The 17329-nt window shown below is 55.4% G+C and carries 19 protein-coding genes; 5 read left to right on the top strand and 14 right to left on the bottom strand.

Translation table 11 applies throughout. The annotated features are described in order from the left end of the window. Window positions 1-28 precede the first annotated feature (28 nt). The 13 genes from lpdA to OS190_RS15800 all read right to left on the bottom strand — a co-directional run bounded on the left by lpdA (window position 29) and on the right by OS190_RS15800 (window position 12891). A complete protein-coding gene (gene lpdA, locus OS190_RS15740) occupies window positions 29-1417 on the bottom strand; it encodes a dihydrolipoyl dehydrogenase (protein WP_267159675.1) in 1389 nt (462 codons plus the stop codon). An 18-nt stretch (window positions 1418-1435) separates the two neighbouring features. Further along, window positions 1436-1831 (bottom strand): MAPEG family protein, encoded by a 396-nt coding sequence (locus OS190_RS15745; RefSeq protein ID WP_267159676.1) that lies wholly within the window; start codon window positions 1829-1831, stop codon window positions 1436-1438. A gap of 85 nt (window positions 1832-1916) precedes the next feature. Continuing rightward, window positions 1917-3437 (bottom strand): 2-oxoglutarate dehydrogenase complex dihydrolipoyllysine-residue succinyltransferase, encoded by a 1521-nt coding sequence (odhB, locus tag OS190_RS15750; protein WP_267159677.1) that lies wholly within the window; start codon window positions 3435-3437, stop codon window positions 1917-1919. Continuing rightward, window positions 3434-6400, bottom strand: coding sequence for a 2-oxoglutarate dehydrogenase E1 component (locus tag OS190_RS15755; RefSeq protein WP_267159678.1), 2967 nt, complete (start codon window positions 6398-6400; stop codon window positions 3434-3436). Before OS190_RS15755 ends, odhB begins: the two co-directional genes overlap by 4 nt. A 47-nt stretch (window positions 6401-6447) precedes the next feature. After that, entirely contained in the window at window positions 6448-6912 is a 465-nt protein-coding gene (locus tag OS190_RS15760; protein WP_267159679.1) for a DUF805 domain-containing protein, read from the bottom strand. A 58-nt stretch (window positions 6913-6970) separates the two neighbouring features. Next, the gene (sucD, locus tag OS190_RS15765) at window positions 6971-7858 is read right to left on the bottom strand and encodes a succinate--CoA ligase subunit alpha (RefSeq protein ID WP_267159680.1); all 888 of its coding nucleotides are present in this window, start codon (window positions 7856-7858) and stop codon (window positions 6971-6973) included. A gap of 63 nt (window positions 7859-7921) precedes the next feature. Next, entirely contained in the window at window positions 7922-8200 is a 279-nt protein-coding gene (locus tag OS190_RS15770) for a hypothetical protein (protein ID WP_267159681.1), read from the bottom strand. 20 nt (window positions 8201-8220) lie between these two features. Then, window positions 8221-8733 carry a hypothetical protein gene (locus tag OS190_RS15775; protein WP_267159682.1) on the bottom strand — a complete coding sequence of 171 codons (513 nt, stop codon included), beginning with the start codon at window positions 8731-8733 and terminating at the stop codon, window positions 8221-8223. A gap of 22 nt (window positions 8734-8755) precedes the next feature. Continuing rightward, window positions 8756-9949, bottom strand: coding sequence for an ADP-forming succinate--CoA ligase subunit beta (sucC, locus tag OS190_RS15780; RefSeq protein WP_267159683.1), 1194 nt, complete (start codon window positions 9947-9949; stop codon window positions 8756-8758). A 277-nt stretch (window positions 9950-10226) separates the two neighbouring features. Next, on the bottom strand, window positions 10227-11258 hold the full coding sequence (locus OS190_RS15785) for a MaoC family dehydratase (RefSeq protein ID WP_267159684.1): 1032 nt from the start codon (window positions 11256-11258) through the stop codon (window positions 10227-10229). Continuing rightward, window positions 11258-11461 (bottom strand): DUF1737 domain-containing protein, encoded by a 204-nt coding sequence (locus OS190_RS15790; RefSeq protein ID WP_267159685.1) that lies wholly within the window; start codon window positions 11459-11461, stop codon window positions 11258-11260. Before OS190_RS15790 ends, OS190_RS15785 begins: the two co-directional genes overlap by 1 nt. 10 nt (window positions 11462-11471) lie before the next feature. Further along, entirely contained in the window at window positions 11472-12029 is a 558-nt protein-coding gene (locus OS190_RS15795) for an NnrU family protein (protein WP_267159686.1), read from the bottom strand. 4 nt (window positions 12030-12033) lie between these two features. Then, window positions 12034-12891 (bottom strand): HpcH/HpaI aldolase/citrate lyase family protein, encoded by an 858-nt coding sequence (locus OS190_RS15800; RefSeq protein ID WP_267159687.1) that lies wholly within the window; start codon window positions 12889-12891, stop codon window positions 12034-12036. 313 nt (window positions 12892-13204) lie between these two features. Here OS190_RS15800 and OS190_RS15805 point away from each other — a divergent pair, with 313 nt between their 5' ends. Beyond that, window positions 13205-13537 carry a hypothetical protein gene (locus OS190_RS15805; RefSeq protein WP_416237416.1) on the top strand — a complete coding sequence of 111 codons (333 nt, stop codon included), beginning with the start codon at window positions 13205-13207 and terminating at the stop codon, window positions 13535-13537. 79 nt (window positions 13538-13616) lie between these two features. Here OS190_RS15805 and OS190_RS15810 read toward each other — a convergent pair whose 3' ends face one another. Next, window positions 13617-14372, bottom strand: a complete 756-nt coding sequence (locus OS190_RS15810) for a sulfite exporter TauE/SafE family protein (RefSeq protein ID WP_267159688.1) — start codon at window positions 14370-14372, stop codon at window positions 13617-13619. Between the two features lie 240 nt (window positions 14373-14612). Here OS190_RS15810 and mdh point away from each other — a divergent pair, with 240 nt between their 5' ends. From mdh to sdhD, 4 genes are all read left to right on the top strand, one after another. After that, a complete protein-coding gene (gene mdh, locus OS190_RS15815) occupies window positions 14613-15575 on the top strand; it encodes a malate dehydrogenase (protein WP_267159689.1) in 963 nt (320 codons plus the stop codon). 187 nt (window positions 15576-15762) lie between these two features. Further along, a complete protein-coding gene (locus OS190_RS15820) occupies window positions 15763-16371 on the top strand; it encodes a DUF1194 domain-containing protein (protein WP_323370728.1) in 609 nt (202 codons plus the stop codon). 190 nt (window positions 16372-16561) lie between these two features. After that, window positions 16562-16945, top strand: a complete 384-nt coding sequence (sdhC, locus tag OS190_RS15825; protein WP_267159691.1) for a succinate dehydrogenase, cytochrome b556 subunit — start codon at window positions 16562-16564, stop codon at window positions 16943-16945. Between the two features lie 11 nt (window positions 16946-16956). Further along, window positions 16957-17328: a succinate dehydrogenase, hydrophobic membrane anchor protein gene (sdhD, locus tag OS190_RS15830; protein WP_267159692.1), complete on the top strand. Its 372-nt coding sequence runs from the start codon at window positions 16957-16959 to the stop codon at window positions 17326-17328. Window position 17329: the final 1 nt, after the last annotated feature.

Consider the following 17329-nt stretch of genomic DNA (forward strand, 5'->3'; position numbering starts at 1 on the left):
CGGGTGGGCGTTTGCCCACCCTGATTGATTACATGTGGATCGCACCATCACCACAGGCCAAAGCCGCTTCCCGGACTGCTTCGGAATAGGTTGGATGGGCATGACAGGTCATGGCCAGATCTTCGGCTGACGCACCAAACTCCATGGCGACGCAGACCTCATGGATCAGATCACCTGCACCCGGTCCTATGATATGTGCGCCCAGGATACGGTCGGTTTCCTTGTCTGCCAGGATCTTAACAAATCCGTCACCTGCAAAAACCGCCTTGGCACGGGCGTTGCCCATGAAGGAAAATTTCCCAACCTTATAGGCGCGGCCCGACTCTTTCAGCGTTGCTTCAGTTTCGCCCACATTGGCGACTTCGGGATGCGTGTAAATGACCCCCGGAATCACGTTGTAATTCACGTGGCCATGTTTCCCTGCGATGGTTTCGGCAGCGGCCATGCCTTCATCTTCGGCTTTGTGGGCCAGCATCGGTCCTTCGATCACGTCTCCGATTGCATAGATGCCTTTGACGGATGTTTCCCAGGTTTCATTCACTGCGATTTGACCGCGCTTTGTCATTTCGACGCCAAGCGCCTCCAAACCCAATCCGTCATGGAAAGGTTTGCGACCTGTCGCGACCAACACAACATCCGCATCCAACTCATGTTCGCTATCGTCTTTGCGCAACTTGTACTGCACTTTGGCTTTGGTTTTGTTGGCTTCGGTTTTTTGCACCGCTGCCCCCATAACGAATTTCATGCCTTGTTTTTTCAACATCCGCTGAAAAACCTTCTGCACTTCGGGATCCATGCCCGGTGTGACGGCATCAAGGAATTCGATAACGGTGACCTCCGTACCGAGGCGGGCATAGACACTGCCCAGTTCCAGCCCGATGACACCAGCACCGATGACAACCATTTTTTTTGGCACCTTGCCCAGTTCCAGCGCACCTGTAGACGTCACGACAACCTTTTCGTCGACCTCGACCCCCGGTAGTGATGCAGGCTCGGACCCCGTGGCAATGATGATGTTCTTTGCTTCATGGATCTCATCACCAACCTTGACCTTGCCCGCTTCGGGAACCGACCCCCAGCCTTTGAGCCAGTCGATCTTGTTCTTCTTGAACAGAAACTCGATGCCCTTGGTGTTTGTGTCGATGGTGCCTTGTTTGTAAGTGAGCATCTGTTTCCAATCTACCGAGGGGCTTTTGCCCTTCAACCCCATCTCGGCAAAGTTATGCTCTGCCTCATGCAGCATATGGCTTGCGTGGAGCAGCGCTTTGGAAGGAATACAGCCAACATTCAGGCAGGTGCCGCCCAGCGTCTCGCGGCCTTCGACGCAGGCGGTTTTCAGGCCCAGTTGCGCGCAGCGGATGGCGGCAACATAGCCGCCCGGGCCGGAGCCGATGATGATGACGTCATAGCTGGACATGGAGGGTCTCCTTGGGAATTAGAAAAGCGCTGCAAGCAGCATGAAGAATGTAGCGAGAAAGCCTGCGAACCAGATATGGGACCGGCCCGGGGTCCAGCCGTAAGCGTACGCAGGGATATAAAGCACGCGGGCGATCAGGTAGGCCCAGGCGCAAATTGCGGTAAAGCCGGAGTTCTGGCTGGACATCTGGACCACCCCAACGGCGATGGCGAAAAGGATCAGCCCCTGAAAGTGGTTGTCGAAAGCGCGACCCAAGCGTGCGGTGCGCTTTGACATCGGGCGGCTCGGCTCCTTGTCACGCGCTGACATGGTGTAGCCCATGCCGATTTCCTTGGTTGCGGCAACGGCATAGAGCACGAATTGCACGACTTGCAGGAGCGCGGCGAGGGTGAGTGCGGTGAGTTCGGCAGTCATGTCAAAGTCCTATAACGGTTAAGTCAGGGAGGCGCGCACCCCCCAGCTTTAAAATCTTAACGCGGGGTGGAGGCCCCGGCAAACGTTACAAATCCATCAACAACCGCCGTGGGTCTTCCAGCATCTCCTTGACCCGTACAAGGAACGTCACAGCGCCCTTACCGTCGATGATCCGGTGGTCATAGGACAAAGAGATATACATCATCGGACGGATCACGATTTCCCCGCCCACAACCATTGCACGGTCCTGAATCTTCGCCATGCCAAGGATGCCGGACTGTGGCGGGTTCAGGATGGGCGCGGTCATCAGCGAACCATAGACGCCACCGTTGGAAATGGTGAAGGTGCCGCCGGTCATGTCCGCCATGGTCAGCTTGCCATCGCGGGCTTTCTTGCCCATTTCACCGATGCCTTTTTCGATTTCGGCGAATGACATCGTATCGACGTCACGAATTACCGGCACCACAAGGCCCGTGGGCGTGCCCGCAGCGACGCCCATGTGCACGTAGTTCTTATAAATCACATCGGTGCCGTCGATCTCGGCGTTGACCTCGGGGATTTCCTTGAGCGCATGGCAGCAGGCCTTGGTAAAGAAGGACATAAAGCCCATGCGCACACCGTGTTTCTTTTCAAAGTCGGCCTTATAGGTATTCCGGATCGCCATCACCTCGGTCATGTCAACCTCGTTGAAGGTTGTCAGGATGGCGGCAGTGTTCTGCGCCTCTTTCAAACGACGCGCCATTGTTTGCTTGAGGCGTGTCATTTTCACGCGCTCCTCGCGCGAGGCATCTTCCGCAGCAGAAGGTGGGCGCGGCGCGGCTGGCTTGGCGGGCGCGGCAGAGGTGGTGCCACCGGCGGCGATTGCCTTGGCAACGTCCTCTTTCATCACACGGCCATCGCGGCCTGTGCCGGTAACCGCGTCACGGCTGATGCCACCTTCGGCCATTGCTTTTTTCGCTGAGGGCGCGTCTTCGACGTCTTTGCCGCCCGCATCACCACTTGCGACAGGTGCGGCTTCGCTTTCTTTGGCCGTAGCGGCGGCCCCATCGCCGGAAGAGATCACCGCCAGTTTTGCAGAGGCCTCAACCGTGCTGCCTTCTTCGGCAAGAATTTCGGCCAAGATGCCAGCAGCAGGGGCTGGCACTTCGACGCTCACCTTGTCGGTTTCCAGTTCACAGAGCATCTCGTCCTGTGCAACGCTGTCACCAACTTTCTTGAACCAAGTGCTGACCGTCGCTTCGGTCACGCTTTCGCCGAGGGTCGGGACCATCACATCAACAGATGCGCCGCCCTCATCACGCGGTGCTTGACTGGTGGCTGCTTCGTCCTTGGCCGCTTCTTTTGCCTTTGGTGCGGCTTCTGATCCAGCGTCACCTTCAGAAATATTGGCCAACAAAGCATCAACGCCGACAGTTTCGCCTTCTGCGGCGACGATTTCTGACAGGGTGCCCGCGACAGGGCTGGGCACTTCCACAGTTACCTTGTCGGTTTCCAGCTCACACAACATTTCATCCACCGCGACGGTGTCACCTGGTTTCTTGAACCATGTCGCAACGGTGGCTTCTGTCACGGATTCGCCCAGCGTGGGTACGCGTACTTCGGTCATTTCTTTGATCCTTCAAGTGTCAGCGCCTCGTCGATGAGGGCGGCTTGCTGTGATTTGTGCATGCTGGCCAAACCCGTGGCAGGCGAGGCAGCAGCGGCGCGACCGACGTAGGTCGGCCGTGATTGTTTGGCTTTGATACGGGTCAGAACCCATTCGATATTGGGCTCAATGAATGACCATGCGCCCTGGTTCTTGGGCTCTTCCTGGCACCAGACCATATCGGCATTCTTGAACCGTTCCAATTCCTTGACCGCGGATTGAGCGGGGAAAGGATAAAACTGTTCAAAGCGCAGCAGGTAAATGTTGTCGATACCGCGTGCATCGCGTTCCTCAAGCAGGTCGTAGTAAACCTTGCCCGAACACATCACGACGCGCTTGATCTTGTCATCTGGGACCAGGGACGTATCGGAATTGCCGTGCTGGGCATCGTCCCACAGGACACGGTGGAAAGAAGAACCTGTGGTGAATTCTTCGACCGTGCTGACAGCCATCTTATGACGCAGCAGCGACTTTGGCGTCATCAACATCAGTGGTTTACGGTAGCTGCGGTGCAACTGACGGCGCAGAATATGGAAATAGTTTGCAGGCGTCGTGCAATTGGCAACAATCCAGTTGTCGCCGCCACACATTGTCAGGAACCGTTCCAGACGGGCAGAGGAATGTTCCGGCCCTTGTCCTTCATAGCCGTGTGGCATCAGGCAAACGAGCCCGGACATGCGCAACCATTTGGATTCACCGGAACTGATGAACTGGTCGAACATAATCTGTGCGCCGTTTGCGAAATCACCGAATTGTGCTTCCCAAAGGGTCAAAGCGTTGGGCTCGGCCAGAGAATAGCCATATTCAAAACCCAGCACCGCATATTCCGACAGCATTGAATCGATGACTTCGTATTCAGCCTGGCCTTCGCGTATGTGGTTAAGCGGGTAATAGCGATCTTCATTTTCCTGATTGATCAGGGCAGAGTGTCGCTGGCTAAACGTCCCGCGCGACGAGTCTTGTCCAGCGAGCCGGACCTTGTAACCTTCGGTCAGCAAAGAGCCGAAAGCCAGTGCTTCGGCGGTTGCCCAGTCAAAGCCCTTGCCAGCCTTGAACATTTCGGCTTTTGCATCCAACAAACGCCCGACAGTCTTATGCAGAGGAAAGCCATCAGGTGCTTTGCACAGGGACTTGCCGATTTCCGCAATGGTCTCGGGCTTTACGGCTGTTTTCCCGCGCTGGTATTTTGTACCGAGTTTATACAGATGCGACCATTTTCCGTCCAGCCAGTCAGCCTTGTTCGGGCGGAATTCCTTGCCGGCTTCGAATTCGTCATTCATCCGTTTTTGGAAATCGGCCTTCATGTCTTCGATTTCGCCCTCGGGCACCAAGCCATCTTTGACCAGCCGTTCAGCATAAAGGCTGAGCGTGGTCTTGTGGCCTTTGATCTTTTTATACATCACCGGGTTGGTAAACATCGGCTCGTCGCCTTCGTTATGACCAAAGCGGCGGTAACAAATGATGTCGAGCACGACATCCTTGTGGAACTTCTGGCGGAACTCTGTGGCGACGCGGGCAGCGTGAACGACGGCCTCTGGATCATCGCCGTTCACATGGAAAATCGGGGCTTCCACCACCAACGCATTGTCTGTCGGATATGGCGAAGAGCGTGAAAAATGGGGAGCGGTGGTAAAACCGATCTGATTGTTGACCACGATGTGCATCGTGCCCCCGGTCTTGTGACCCTTGAGCCCGGATAAAGCGAAACACTCGGCGACAACACCTTGGCCCGCAAAAGCAGCGTCACCGTGCAAAAGCACAGGCATGACGGAGATACGCTCGGTATCTTTCCTTTGGTCCTGTTTGGCGCGGACCTTGCCGATCACGACAGGGTTCACTGCCTCAAGATGCGAGGGGTTCGCAGTCAGCGACAGGTGCACCGTGTTATCATCAAACTCGCGGTCAGAAGAAGCCCCAAGGTGATATTTCACATCACCAGAGCCATCGACGTCTTCGGGTTTGAAACTGCCACCCTGAAATTCGTTAAAGATGGCACGATAGGGTTTCTGCATGACATTTGCCAGTACAGACAAGCGCCCGCGGTGCGGCATGCCGATGACAATCTCTTTGACACCCAACTGGCCGCCGCGTTTGATAATCTGTTCCATCGCGGGGACAAGGCTTTCACCGCCGTCCAGGCCGAACCGTTTGGTTCCCATGTATTTGACATGCAGGAATTTCTCAAAGCCTTCGGCCTCCACAAGCGAACCAAGTATCGCTTTGCGCCCGTTCTTGGTAAAGGCGATCTCCTTGCCGTAACCTTCGATGCGTTCTTTCAACCAACCTGCTTCTTCGGGGTTTGAAATATGCATGTATTGCAGCGCAAAGGTGCCGCAATAGGTGGATTTCACGATGTCCACGATCTGTTTCAGCGTGGCGACTTCCAGACCCAGCACATTGTCGATGAAAATCGGACGGTTCATGTCGTCATCGGTAAAACCATATGCCTTGGGATCGAGTTCAGGGTGGTCGCCCATGTCGCGCATGCCCAGCGGGTCAAGATCCGCCGCGAGGTGGCCGCGAATGCGATAGGCCCGGATCAGCATCAAGGCACGAATCGAATCCAGCACCGCGGTCCTGATCTGTTCGTCGCTGACGGCGACACCCTGTTCCGTTGCCTTCGCTTTTATCTTGTCCCCGGCGGCCTGTGCTTCGACAGGGTCCGGCCAGATGCCTGTTAATGCGCCAATGACTTCGCCCTGCGGGGAAGGAGGCCAATCGCGCCGTGCCCAGGATGGGCCGGCGGCCTCAGCTTCGACCGTCTTGCGTTCGTCACCCATGGCCTTGAAAAGCACATGCCATGCCTCGTCTACGGAAGACGGATCAGAAGCAAAGCGTGCATAAAGCTTTTCAAGATATTCCCCATTTTCGCCTTCCATAAAGGAAGACGCGTGGAAATTTGCGTTAGCAGGTTGTTCGGTCATGGCGTTACCTAGCGATATAAGGTCGGGGCTTGCAGGGGAAGGAAGGGTCAGGTCAGTGATGTCGGTGGTGGCCCGTATGCATTGGTTTCAGGTTGTGACGGCCGTGTGAGCCACCACAGAAACAGCAGGCTGATGACCAGTTGAACAAGAGACAGCAGGCCAAACAGGATCATATTGCCGGCGTCGGGCATTTGGCCGGCTGCAATGGCGTCTTCTGTTGGGATGTCCGGTGCAATCACTGTGATAAGCAGGCTGAGACCGAAAGGGATCACGGCATACCACCCTGGTCGGCCCGTATCCTGCAAGCGGCGAAAGGCAGCCGCAAGCGCCGGACAAAGGATAGCAAGCGCAAAGATCAGATAAAGCAAACCCCAAATCAGTTGAGTCACAACCGCGCCTATAAAGACAGCAAGGAAAAACCACCAATATTCTGACCGCGAGGCGCGGCCTTTGAAATCAGCATATTTTTGCGTCAGGCAAGTACGTACGGCAGTGGGAAAATCCATGGTCATGTTATGCTCCCTTATCCTATTTGGTGGTTGGATCGGGCAGGAACGCCCAACCGTTGAGTTAACCCTTTTCGATGGCTTCTTTCACCGCTTCTCCCAGGGTCGCTGGGCTGTCCGCCACAACGATACCGGCGGATTTCATCGCTTCGATCTTGTCCTCGGCACCGCCTTTGCCGCCGGCAACGATCGCGCCGGCGTGGCCCATGCGGCGGCCGGGAGGGGCGGTGCGGCCTGCAATGAAACCAGCGGTGGGCTTCCAGCGGCCTTTCTTTTTCTCGTCGGCGAGGAATTGTGCGGCTTCTTCTTCCGCAGAACCGCCAATCTCGCCAATCATGATGATTGACTGTGTTTCGTCATCCGCCAGGAACATTTCAAGGACATCGATATGTTCTGTGCCCTTGATCGGATCACCACCAATGCCCACGGCAGAGGATTGGCCATAGCCCAGATCGGAGGTCTGCTTGACCGCTTCATAGGTCAGGGTGCCCGAGCGAGAGACAACGCCGCAAGAGCCGCGCTGGTGAATGTGGCCTGGCATGATGCCGATTTTGCAGGCATCCGGCGTGATCACTCCGGGACAGTTCGGGCCGATCAAACGAGATTTGGACCCTTCCAACGCACGTTGCACGCGCATCATGTCCAGCACCGGGATGCCCTCGGTGATGCAGACGATCAGTGGCATTCCTGCGTCGATGGCTTCAAGGATGGAATCCGCAGCAAATGGCGGGGGTACATAGATGACCGAAGCATTCGCCTCAGTGACATGCATCGCCTCGTGGACCGAATTGAAAACCGGCAGATCAAGATGGGACTGCCCCCCTTTGCCCGGGGTAACACCACCGACCATTTTGGTGCCGTAGGCAATGGCCTGCTCAGTGTGGAATGTCCCCTGCGAGCCGGTAAGGCCCTGACAGATGACTTTGGTATTTTCGTCTACGAGTACTGCCATTGAGGCGTCTCCTTGTTGGGTATTCGATCTGGTTTCGATGAGGCGTGAACCGCCGGATTTGGATCAGTCAATAATGGGGGTTGAGCCGTCGTTCGCGCCGTAGTGGGATACGGGCTGGCCGCAGGAATAGGTTTGATCACAAGGGGCTGCGACAGGGTCGGCAACAGGTATGTAAAAGACGGCTTCACCTGTTGATGTCTCGCCTTGCTGGGTGCCGCGCGCCAGAGCGGAAGAACTGGGATGCACAGCCTGCGGCCCGTCGCGCACTGTGAAATCACCTCCGCCACATGCGGCCAAGGTCGCAATCAGTGCGGTTCCTGCTATGAAACGGATCGTTGTCATCCTGTTGTCCCTTCGTAAATTCAATTCGTATGACCGAGGCCGTCATACAGACGGTCCACAGCCATAAATGTAGTTTTCTTGCCGTTTTGATCACGTGTACCCACATGAACGACCGCGACGCGACCTTGCAATAGAGCACGCCCTTCGATCAATGCGGTGCCTTCTAACGCCGTGTGGGTGTCAGGCAGTGGTATTTTGGTGCCAAACACCGGCGGTGTTTGCATCTGTCTGCGCAATGCGGTGATGGCCTGGAGGGAATGTGCCCCCTCAAAGACCACCTCGCAGCGCCGTTCGACACCTCGAGGGGCATCTGTGGGGCGCGGTTCAAGGCTGTCATCCCAGAATGACAACTCAAAAGACGCGGTGTCTGCCCTCATGTTCTTGCGTGCCTCCGCTTCGGTTTGCCCGGCTTTGAAACACCAGGCATTGAAGGCGGTGATTGCTACGGGTGTCTGATCCGCCATAGCACCGCCCGCCGCCCCGATGAGGGCAGTAAGGCCAAGCGCATAAGCGACTGTCAGAGCCGAAGGCATCCCTGCATTCCTTGTTCCGGACCTAGCCTTTAACCGCTTTCACGATTTTCTGTGCGCCGTCTTTCAGGTCTTCCGCCGCAATCACGTCAAGACCGGAGTTGTTGATGATGTCTTTGCCCTGCTGCACGTTCGTACCTTCGAGACGCACAACCAGCGGCACTTTCAGACCGACTTCCTTGACCGCGGCGACAACGCCTTCGGCGATCACATCGCAGCGCATGATGCCGCCAAAGATGTTCACAAGGATGCCTTTGACCTTTGGATCGGAGGTGATGATTTTGAAGGCTTCGGTCACTTTCTCTTTGGTGGCGCCGCCACCGACATCAAGGAAGTTGGCGGGTTCGGAACCATAAAGCTTGATAATATCCATGGTGGCCATGGCCAGTCCCGCACCGTTGACCATACAGCCGATTTCACCATCAAGCGTGATGTAGTTCAGGTCATACTTCGAAGCCTCAAGTTCCTTGGCATCTTCTTCGGTCTCGTCGCGCAATTCGTTGATGTCTGGATGGCGATAGATTGCGTTGCCGTCAAAACTGACCTTGGCGTCAAGCACTTTCAGATCTCCGGTATCCGTGACCACCAGGGGGTTGATTTCAAGCATCTCCATGTCTTTTTCAAGAAATGCCTTGTAGAGCAAACCCATCAGGCCGACGCATTGTTTGACCTGTTTGCCTTCCAGGCCAAGCGAAAATGCGATGCGGCGACCGTGAAAGGCTTGATACCCAGTAGCCGGATCAACCGAGAAGCTGAGGATTTTCTCGGGAGTGCTGGCTGCGACTTCTTCGATGTCCATGCCGCCTTCGGTCGAACAAACAAACGACACACGAGATGTCTGACGATCCACCAGCAACGCGAGGTAGAGTTCGGTTTCGATGCCGGAACCGTCTTCGATGTAGATCCGATTGACCTGTTTGCCTGCGGGGCCGGTCTGATGCGTGACCAGGGTGCGGCCCAGCATCTTCTTGGCTTGTTCTGCCGCGTCTTCCACTGATTTGGCCAGCCGAACGCCGCCCGCATCACCGGCATCGGCCTCTTTGAATGTGCCCTTGCCGCGGCCACCAGCGTGGATCTGCGCTTTCACAACCCAAAGCGGGCCGTCCATTTCGCCGGCTGCTGTCTTGGCATCTTCGGCCTTGAGGACAACGCGGCCATCTGAGACAGGTGCGCCATAGCTACGCAGAAGGGCTTTCGCCTGGTATTCGTGGATGTTCATGAAAAGCGGTCCCGTATTTGTTCAAGTCACCAATTGGCAGCTGGTGAGTCTTATGGTTCAAAGCAAGCTTTGAGCAGTTTTGAATACATTGCCAGCAGAAAGCGACATTTGTGATCACAGTTGAAAAACGTGTGATCACAAAGCGACCATATAAGCGGGAATCGCTTGTTGCAGGTCGAATTGGACCCGCTCGGAAATATCATAATGACCCGATTGGGCAATATTGCCGTGCCGCTCTCTTCTGGTTCATGCGCCGTGTTGGGCCGCGATGACCGTTTCAAAGGGGCATTAATGCCCAGTAATCCAGATCCAAAAGGACATCCGGTTGGTATCTACCCTCTGTGTTGCGCAGATCGAAAAGTGCGCCGCCTTTGGTCGCCACCAGACGCAACCGGAGGGCACCGACACCTGGCGCATCGGTTTCAGCCTTGTCTATCACTTCAGACCAGGCACGGATTGTGTCACCAGCAATACATGGGTTCGCATGCGCGCCACCATTCAGCCCGACGATCATCTGAGCGTTGGCCAGTCCGTTGAACGATAGGGCGCGGGCCATCGAAATGACATGACCGCCATAGATCAGCCGTGTGCCGTCGGGTCGGGCAGAGGTGTCGAAATGTACCTTGGCGGTGTTCTGCCATAGGCGGGTGGCCATCATGTGTTCGGCTTCTTCAACCGTGACGCCATCGACATGGTCAATCTGTTCACCGATCTCATAGTCGCCCCAGCGGTGCGGCTCACCGGCGAGTGAAAACTCATAGTTGGTGAAATCGAGGCCCTCCGGGATCACCAGCTGATTCGCATCAAGCGCATCTGGCAGGTCGGGCACCATTGTTTCAGGCGCGGCTGCGTCCAGATCACGCTTGCGCACCATCACCCAGCGCACATATTCCAAGACCGGTTCATCGTGCTGGTTCAGGCCTGTCGTACGCACATAAACCACACCGGTCTTGCCATTGGAGTTCTGCTTGAGACCGATCACCTCGGATTGGCTGCGCAGAGTGTCGCCAGGCCAGACTGGGGCCAGCCAGCGCCCCTGAGCATAACCGAGGTTGGCGACAGCGTTCAGCGATACATCCGGCACGGTCTTGCCAAAGACGATATGAAAGGCAATCAGATCATCCAGCGGGCTGAACGGCAGGCCGCAGGATTTTGCAAATTCGTCCGACGAATACAGTGCGTGGCGCGCCGGATAAAGCATGTGATAGAGGGCGCGTTCCCCCATCGTGACCGTACGTGGCACAGCATGATGCAATGTTTCACCAACGTGGTAGTCTTCAAAAAACCGGCCTGAATTTGTCTTGCTCATCAATGCGCCCCTAGTTTGGTGTCTGGGGTATAGGTGCCCTCGACGTCCTTCACGACCGATTGGCCACAACGCATGACGCCTGCCTTATGGTCCCATGTCTGTGTCGGGGACCCGTAAAGTTCCCATCCTTTGTTCAAGGCATCCGTGACCTTGTGGCAAAATGCCGATGTGTCTTCTTCGGACAGAAAGCGATAGAGTTTCATGACAGTTTCCTTAGCCAGAAAAGGGCGAAACGCCCAGCCACATGTGAATTGCGACCGTGAGGGTGAACAGGACTAGCGAAATTACGGCAAGGCGGATGTAGGTCGGGCGGCCGGCAGGGGCGGGGGGCACCCATTCAGGTGCGGCGCGGTTGATCAGGATCACCGACCCCACGGCCCAGGCCAGCATCCCACCGAACAAGATGATCGAGGCCAGATCGCCGTTTACCAAGAGATGCGCAGCAGCCCAGATCTTAACAGCAAGTAGTTGCGGATGGCGGGTTTTGTATGCTGGCCATGCTTTTGCGCCTTTGGCAGCGGATGACCCAAAGACCCAGAATGCCAGCAGCATGGCGAGATTGTTGATGCCCGTCAGAAACGAAGGGGGCGTCCACACGGCAATGAAATCCGCACTTCGATAGCCAATGATCATCAATACAAGAGAAAGAACAATGACAACAGCAATAATGCCTTTGCCCGGCATGCCAAGTGCACTTCGTGCGTCAGGCGCAAGGCGTTTGAAATAATGTGCACCGATCCAAAGGATCAGGCCGAGGATAAGAAGGGTCATTAGGTCACTCCGCGTTCAGGGCTGCGATTGCATCCAGCTTTGCCAATGTTTCGCGTGCCGTGGCAACATGTAGGTTTTCAACGATCTTGCCATCCACCACCGCGACACCCTGCCCGGTGGCTTCGACTTCTTCCAATGCAGCGATCTGGCGTCTGGCCAGGTCGACCTCTTCATCAGAGGGTGAGAATGCCGTATTGGCAACGTCCAATTGCGCCGGATGGATCAAGGTCTTGCCGTCGAAACCCATATCACGGCCCTGATCGCTTTCGACCTTCAGCCCCTTATCATCCTTGAAGGCATTATAGACGCCATCGATGATCGCACAGCCATGTGCCTTGGCGGCCAGCACACACAGACCAAGCCCCGCCATCAACGGCAGGCGGTCGGGGCGAAATCGGGTTTGCAGATCTTTGGCCAGATCATTGGTTCCCATGACCATCGCCTGCAATTGGCGATGCGCCGCAATCGCAGGCGCGTTCAGCATCGCACCTGGCGTTTCCATCATCGCCCAAAGGGGAATGTCACCGACAATCGCGGCCAGCGCTTCGAGATCCGCAGGGTTTCCGACCTTTGGCAACAAGATGGCATCCGCGCCCATGGTCGCTGCTGCCGCTGCATCATCGGCCCCCCATTCTGTATCCAGCCCGTTGATACGGATCACCTTGTAGCGTTTGCCATAGCCGCCCGCTTGCAACGCCGCAGCCAGGGTTGTCCGCGCCGCGGATTTTTCATCAGGAGTCACTGCGTCTTCGAGATCAAAGATGATTGCATCGCAGGGCAGGTTCCGTGCCTTGTCCAGCGCACGGTCCTTAGAGCCGGGAATATAAAGGACAGAACGCAGCGGGCGAGTGATCTTGGGCATGGGGAGTTTCCGTCTGTGATATAATGTTGCGCATAAAGGGCCAGCATTTTGCGAAAAGTACAAGCGCATTTTCGCCGCGATGCAGCAAAGTCCTGTCGCGTAATACCTGCGACCGCCGCGTTAACCATTATTTCAGGGCTGATCCGCAGTCTATACGCATCGCGCCGCTGGAAAGGTCTGCTCCTCCAAAGCTTTCGGGAATCCGGCTCGGGTCGGCGCATGAGTTTCAGGAACCGGTCCTCCTGGTTCCAAAGGAAAATCCGGAATTGCTCCGCTCTCCGTGGGGCCTGTTATGTTTAGAAAGGCGCGCAAGATGGGAAGACTTGGGATGACGTTCAAGCTGGGCAGTCTACTGGCTGGAATGGTGTTGAATGTGGCTTCCGTCACGACCGCCACGGCACAAATCGGTAGAAATTGCGCCGCGCACGATACTGTAGTGGCACGATTGGCGGAAGGTTATGGTGAAACGCGGCAAATGATGGGGCTTGGGGCAAACAATGCAATCGTCGAGGTTTTTGCTTCCGAGCAGACTGGCAGTTGGACCATTACAGTGACGGTAGCTGGTGGGCTGACCTGTTTGGTCGCATCCGGTCAGGCGTTCGAAGTCCTGGCCGAAGCCAAGCCAGCAAAGGGCAAGGACGCTTAACCTGGCATTGAGCCGTAAAATTTGATGATGAAACAAGGCGGGCCCGAGGTTCGCCTTGCGCGCTTTTACGATGCTGAAATCAAACTAATCCATCCCAGATGAGTTTGGTGCCTGTCACCATCAACAGAACATATGTGGTGCCAAAAAACAGTCGCTCTGGCACAATGTGATGGGCACGCACACCGATCCAAGTTCCCAGCAGCGCAAAGGGGGCCAGGACGATATTTGCCAGAAAGCTCTGGGATGTGAACATTCCAAGAGCCGCATAGGGAAGAAACTTCGCGATGTTGAGCATCCAGAAAAGGATCACGGTGGTGGCCTGAAACTGGGTCTTGGTCAATCCTCGGCTCAACAAGAATATCGAAGCGGGTGGACCGCCCGCGTGGCTGATAAAAGTCGTGAACCCAGCGATCGTTCCAAAGAGCAGGCCAGCACTGTCCGGCATACGTTCATTTGTGATCCGCACGGCACCTGTTGCCAGCGAAATTCGCCATAACACAAAGACAACAGAAACGCTGCCAATCAACAGTCGAAGCAAATCGGGCGAGGCTACGCGATACAACAGCGCGCCTGCGACGACGCCCGGTAATCCGCCAATGACCAGCAATCTCACGTCCGGGGTGCTCCACCTGCGCCAATAGGGTTTGAGGGAACTGACATCAATTAACATCAACAACGGCAGCATGATCCCAAGGGCCATGCCGGGTTCGACAACAAGCGCCAGGACCGTTGCTGAAGCAAATGCAGCCCCTGACCCAAATCCCGCCTTGGAAACACCTGCAAAAATGACAGCTGGTCCGGCAATACAAAAGAAATACAGATCAAGATCTACCATAAATCAGATGTAAGCAGTTTTTCTGATCAGGAACATCGACAATATGAATTGCGGGCAAAACCAGGTTACCAAACCTGAAACCTGTTGCAGTTGCTTGATATTAAACGGTTCAAGGGTGACAGGAACACTTTGTGGCGTGCCTGCCGACTGGAAACGGTCCAGGGTTACGAAACCACGCTGCTTGCAGGCTGCTGCGCATTTCGCTATCTCGTCGGCAAATTAACCTCATGGAGAGACATCATGGCCAGAGCCAAAATCGCGCTGATCGGCGCCGGACAAATCGGCGGCACGCTTGCGCATCTCGCAGCCATCAAGGAATTGGGCGACGTCGTCATGTTTGACATCGCTGAGGGCGTGCCACAGGGAAAGGCGCTCGACATCGCAGAATCAGGTCCGTCCGCCAAGTTTGATGCGGAAGTGTCCGGCACACAGGATTATGCGGATATCGCCGATGCCGATGTCTGCATCGTTACTGCCGGGGTCGCCCGCAAGCCGGGGATGAGCCGTGACGATCTTCTCGGCATCAACCTGAAAGTAATGAAATCCGTCGGCGAGGGGATCGCGGCGCATGCACCAAACGCTTTTGTGATCTGTATCACCAACCCGTTGGATGCAATGGTTTGGGCGTTGCGCGAATTCTCTGGTCTGCCGCATGAAAAGGTCTGCGGTATGGCTGGTGTACTTGATTCCGCCCGTTTCCGCCATTTCCTTGCCGATGAATTCAAGGTGTCGATGCGCGACGTTACGGCCTTTGTTCTGGGGGGGCACGGTGACACGATGGTGCCACTGGTGCGCTACTCTACCGTTAGCGGCATTCCCCTGCCGGATCTTGTAAAAATGGGCTGGACTTCACAGGAAAAACTGGATGCCATCGTACAGCGGACCCGAGACGGTGGTGCGGAAATCGTTGGCCTGCTGAAGACCGGTTCTGCGTTTTATGCACCGGCCACATCTGCGATCGAAATGGCTGAAAGCTATTTGAAAGACCAAAAACGCGTGTTGCCATGCGCGGCCTATGTCGATGGTGCCTATGGTCTTGACGGTTTTTATGTTGGCGTGCCCACAGTGATTGGCGCCGGCGGCATCGAACGTGTGGTCGAGATCCAGATGAACAAGGATGAACAGACGATGTTTGATAATTCTGTAAACGCCGTCAAAGGTTTGGTTGATGCCTGCAAATCCATCGATGATAGCCTGACCTGACGCAATATTCTGTTTCGACAGCTTGAACGCGTCCCGTTTCGGGGCGCGTTTTGCGTACTCAGGCGGTCGAATGACCCCTCGCGCAAAAGAGAGGTGCGTCAGCAGGGCGGTTGGCCTAAGCTGAGGCATGCGCCTGCTCCTGTTCCTCTGCTGTGCCGTTTTCCCTTCCTGCGCAACTGCTTGCGGATTGGCACTCGTTTTGGCCGTGGATGTGTCTGGGTCGGTTGATCAAACTGAATATCGCATGCAAATGGACGGGTTGGCTGCCGCATTGCTGGATGGGATTGTCGTTGATGCCCTGATTGATCAGGAGGCACATGTCAGCTTGGTCCAATGGTCCGGTTCGTCGCGTCAGGCCCAAACAATTCCCTGGACGCCGATCACCTCGTTTGATGACGTCAGAGCGCTGGCAGATGCAATTGTCTCCGATCCCCGCAAATGGCGCAATTATTCTACTGCGATCGGCGAAGCACTTGACCTGTCTGCCGAAAGTTTTACCCAGGTCGTCTGGTGTAAACGCCACGTTATCGATGTTTCTGGTGACGGAGTTTCGAACGAGGGCCAGTTGCCACGCGAAATGCGACAATCCATGCGACTGTCGGGTATCACTGTGAACGCTCTGGCGATCGAGACCGATGATACGGATTTGACAGCCTACTTTTACGAGAATTTGATCGTAGGAGAGGGGGCATTTGTGATCACCGCCAATGGGTTTGCCGATTATCCCGAAAAAATACGTCGTAAATTGCAGCGCGAAACAACAAAGCGGCTGAGTCGTCTCGACAATTCCCAATAGTCTGTGATCACAGTTAAATACCACGTGATCACAAATCATTGTTGTTATCAGGCAATCAGCCGATTTTAATGTTATTTGTCTGTCGGGGCGTGCGTCAATTTCGCGAACCCCCGTGACACCACTTCAAAAAGCGTTATGAGTCGAAGGTAGCCAAGTCGACAATACGCAGCCACCGTAAAGGACCCGTGCCATGGCCGATGTAAACCGGGGCAATCGTCCCCTGTCCCCCCATTTGACGATTTACCGTCCGCAATTGACCTCGATGACCTCGATCCTGACTCGGATCACGGGGAATGCCATGTTGGTCGCGGCATTGATGATTGTCTGGTGGTTTCTGGCCGCGGCCAGTTCGCCCGACTATTTTGCAATTGCCAATGGTTTTGTAACCAGCTGGTTTGGCGACCTGATCATGTTCTTTTCTGTTCTGGGGTTATGGTATCACACCTTGGCAGGGGTTCGGCATTTGATCTGGGATGCGGGTCACGGGATGGACATCCCGACGGCCGAGAAGCTGGGTTGGGCCTGTATTGGTGGATCGGTCTTGTTGACGATCTTTACCGTACTGGCCGTATAAGGGGGATAGAAATGGCATATCTTACAGATCGCAAACGCGCGATGGGGCTTGGCTCTGCAAAGACAGGTACGGCGCATTACTGGTCGATGAAGGTCAGCTCGGTTGCCTTGCTGATCCTGATCCCGTTGTTTGTATTCACCTTCGGTTCCGCTCTTGGCGGCACCTACGAGGAAATCCTGGCCTATTACAGTCGTCCGGGCCCTGCGATCATCGCAGCTTTGACGATTGCCGTAGGGTTCAAGCATTTCAATGATGGCGTTCAGACCCTGATCGAAGATTATGTACACGGCATAAGTCAGAAGGTGGCAATTATTCTGATGACCTGCCTGAGCTATGGTGCTGCAGCCGTTGGCGTTTTTGCCATCGTGAAACTGGCGCTTTGAA

Origin of the sequence: Sulfitobacter sp. F26204, assembly GCF_026410305.1 — a bacterium.
Taxonomy (GTDB): Bacteria; Pseudomonadota; Alphaproteobacteria; order Rhodobacterales; family Rhodobacteraceae; genus Sulfitobacter.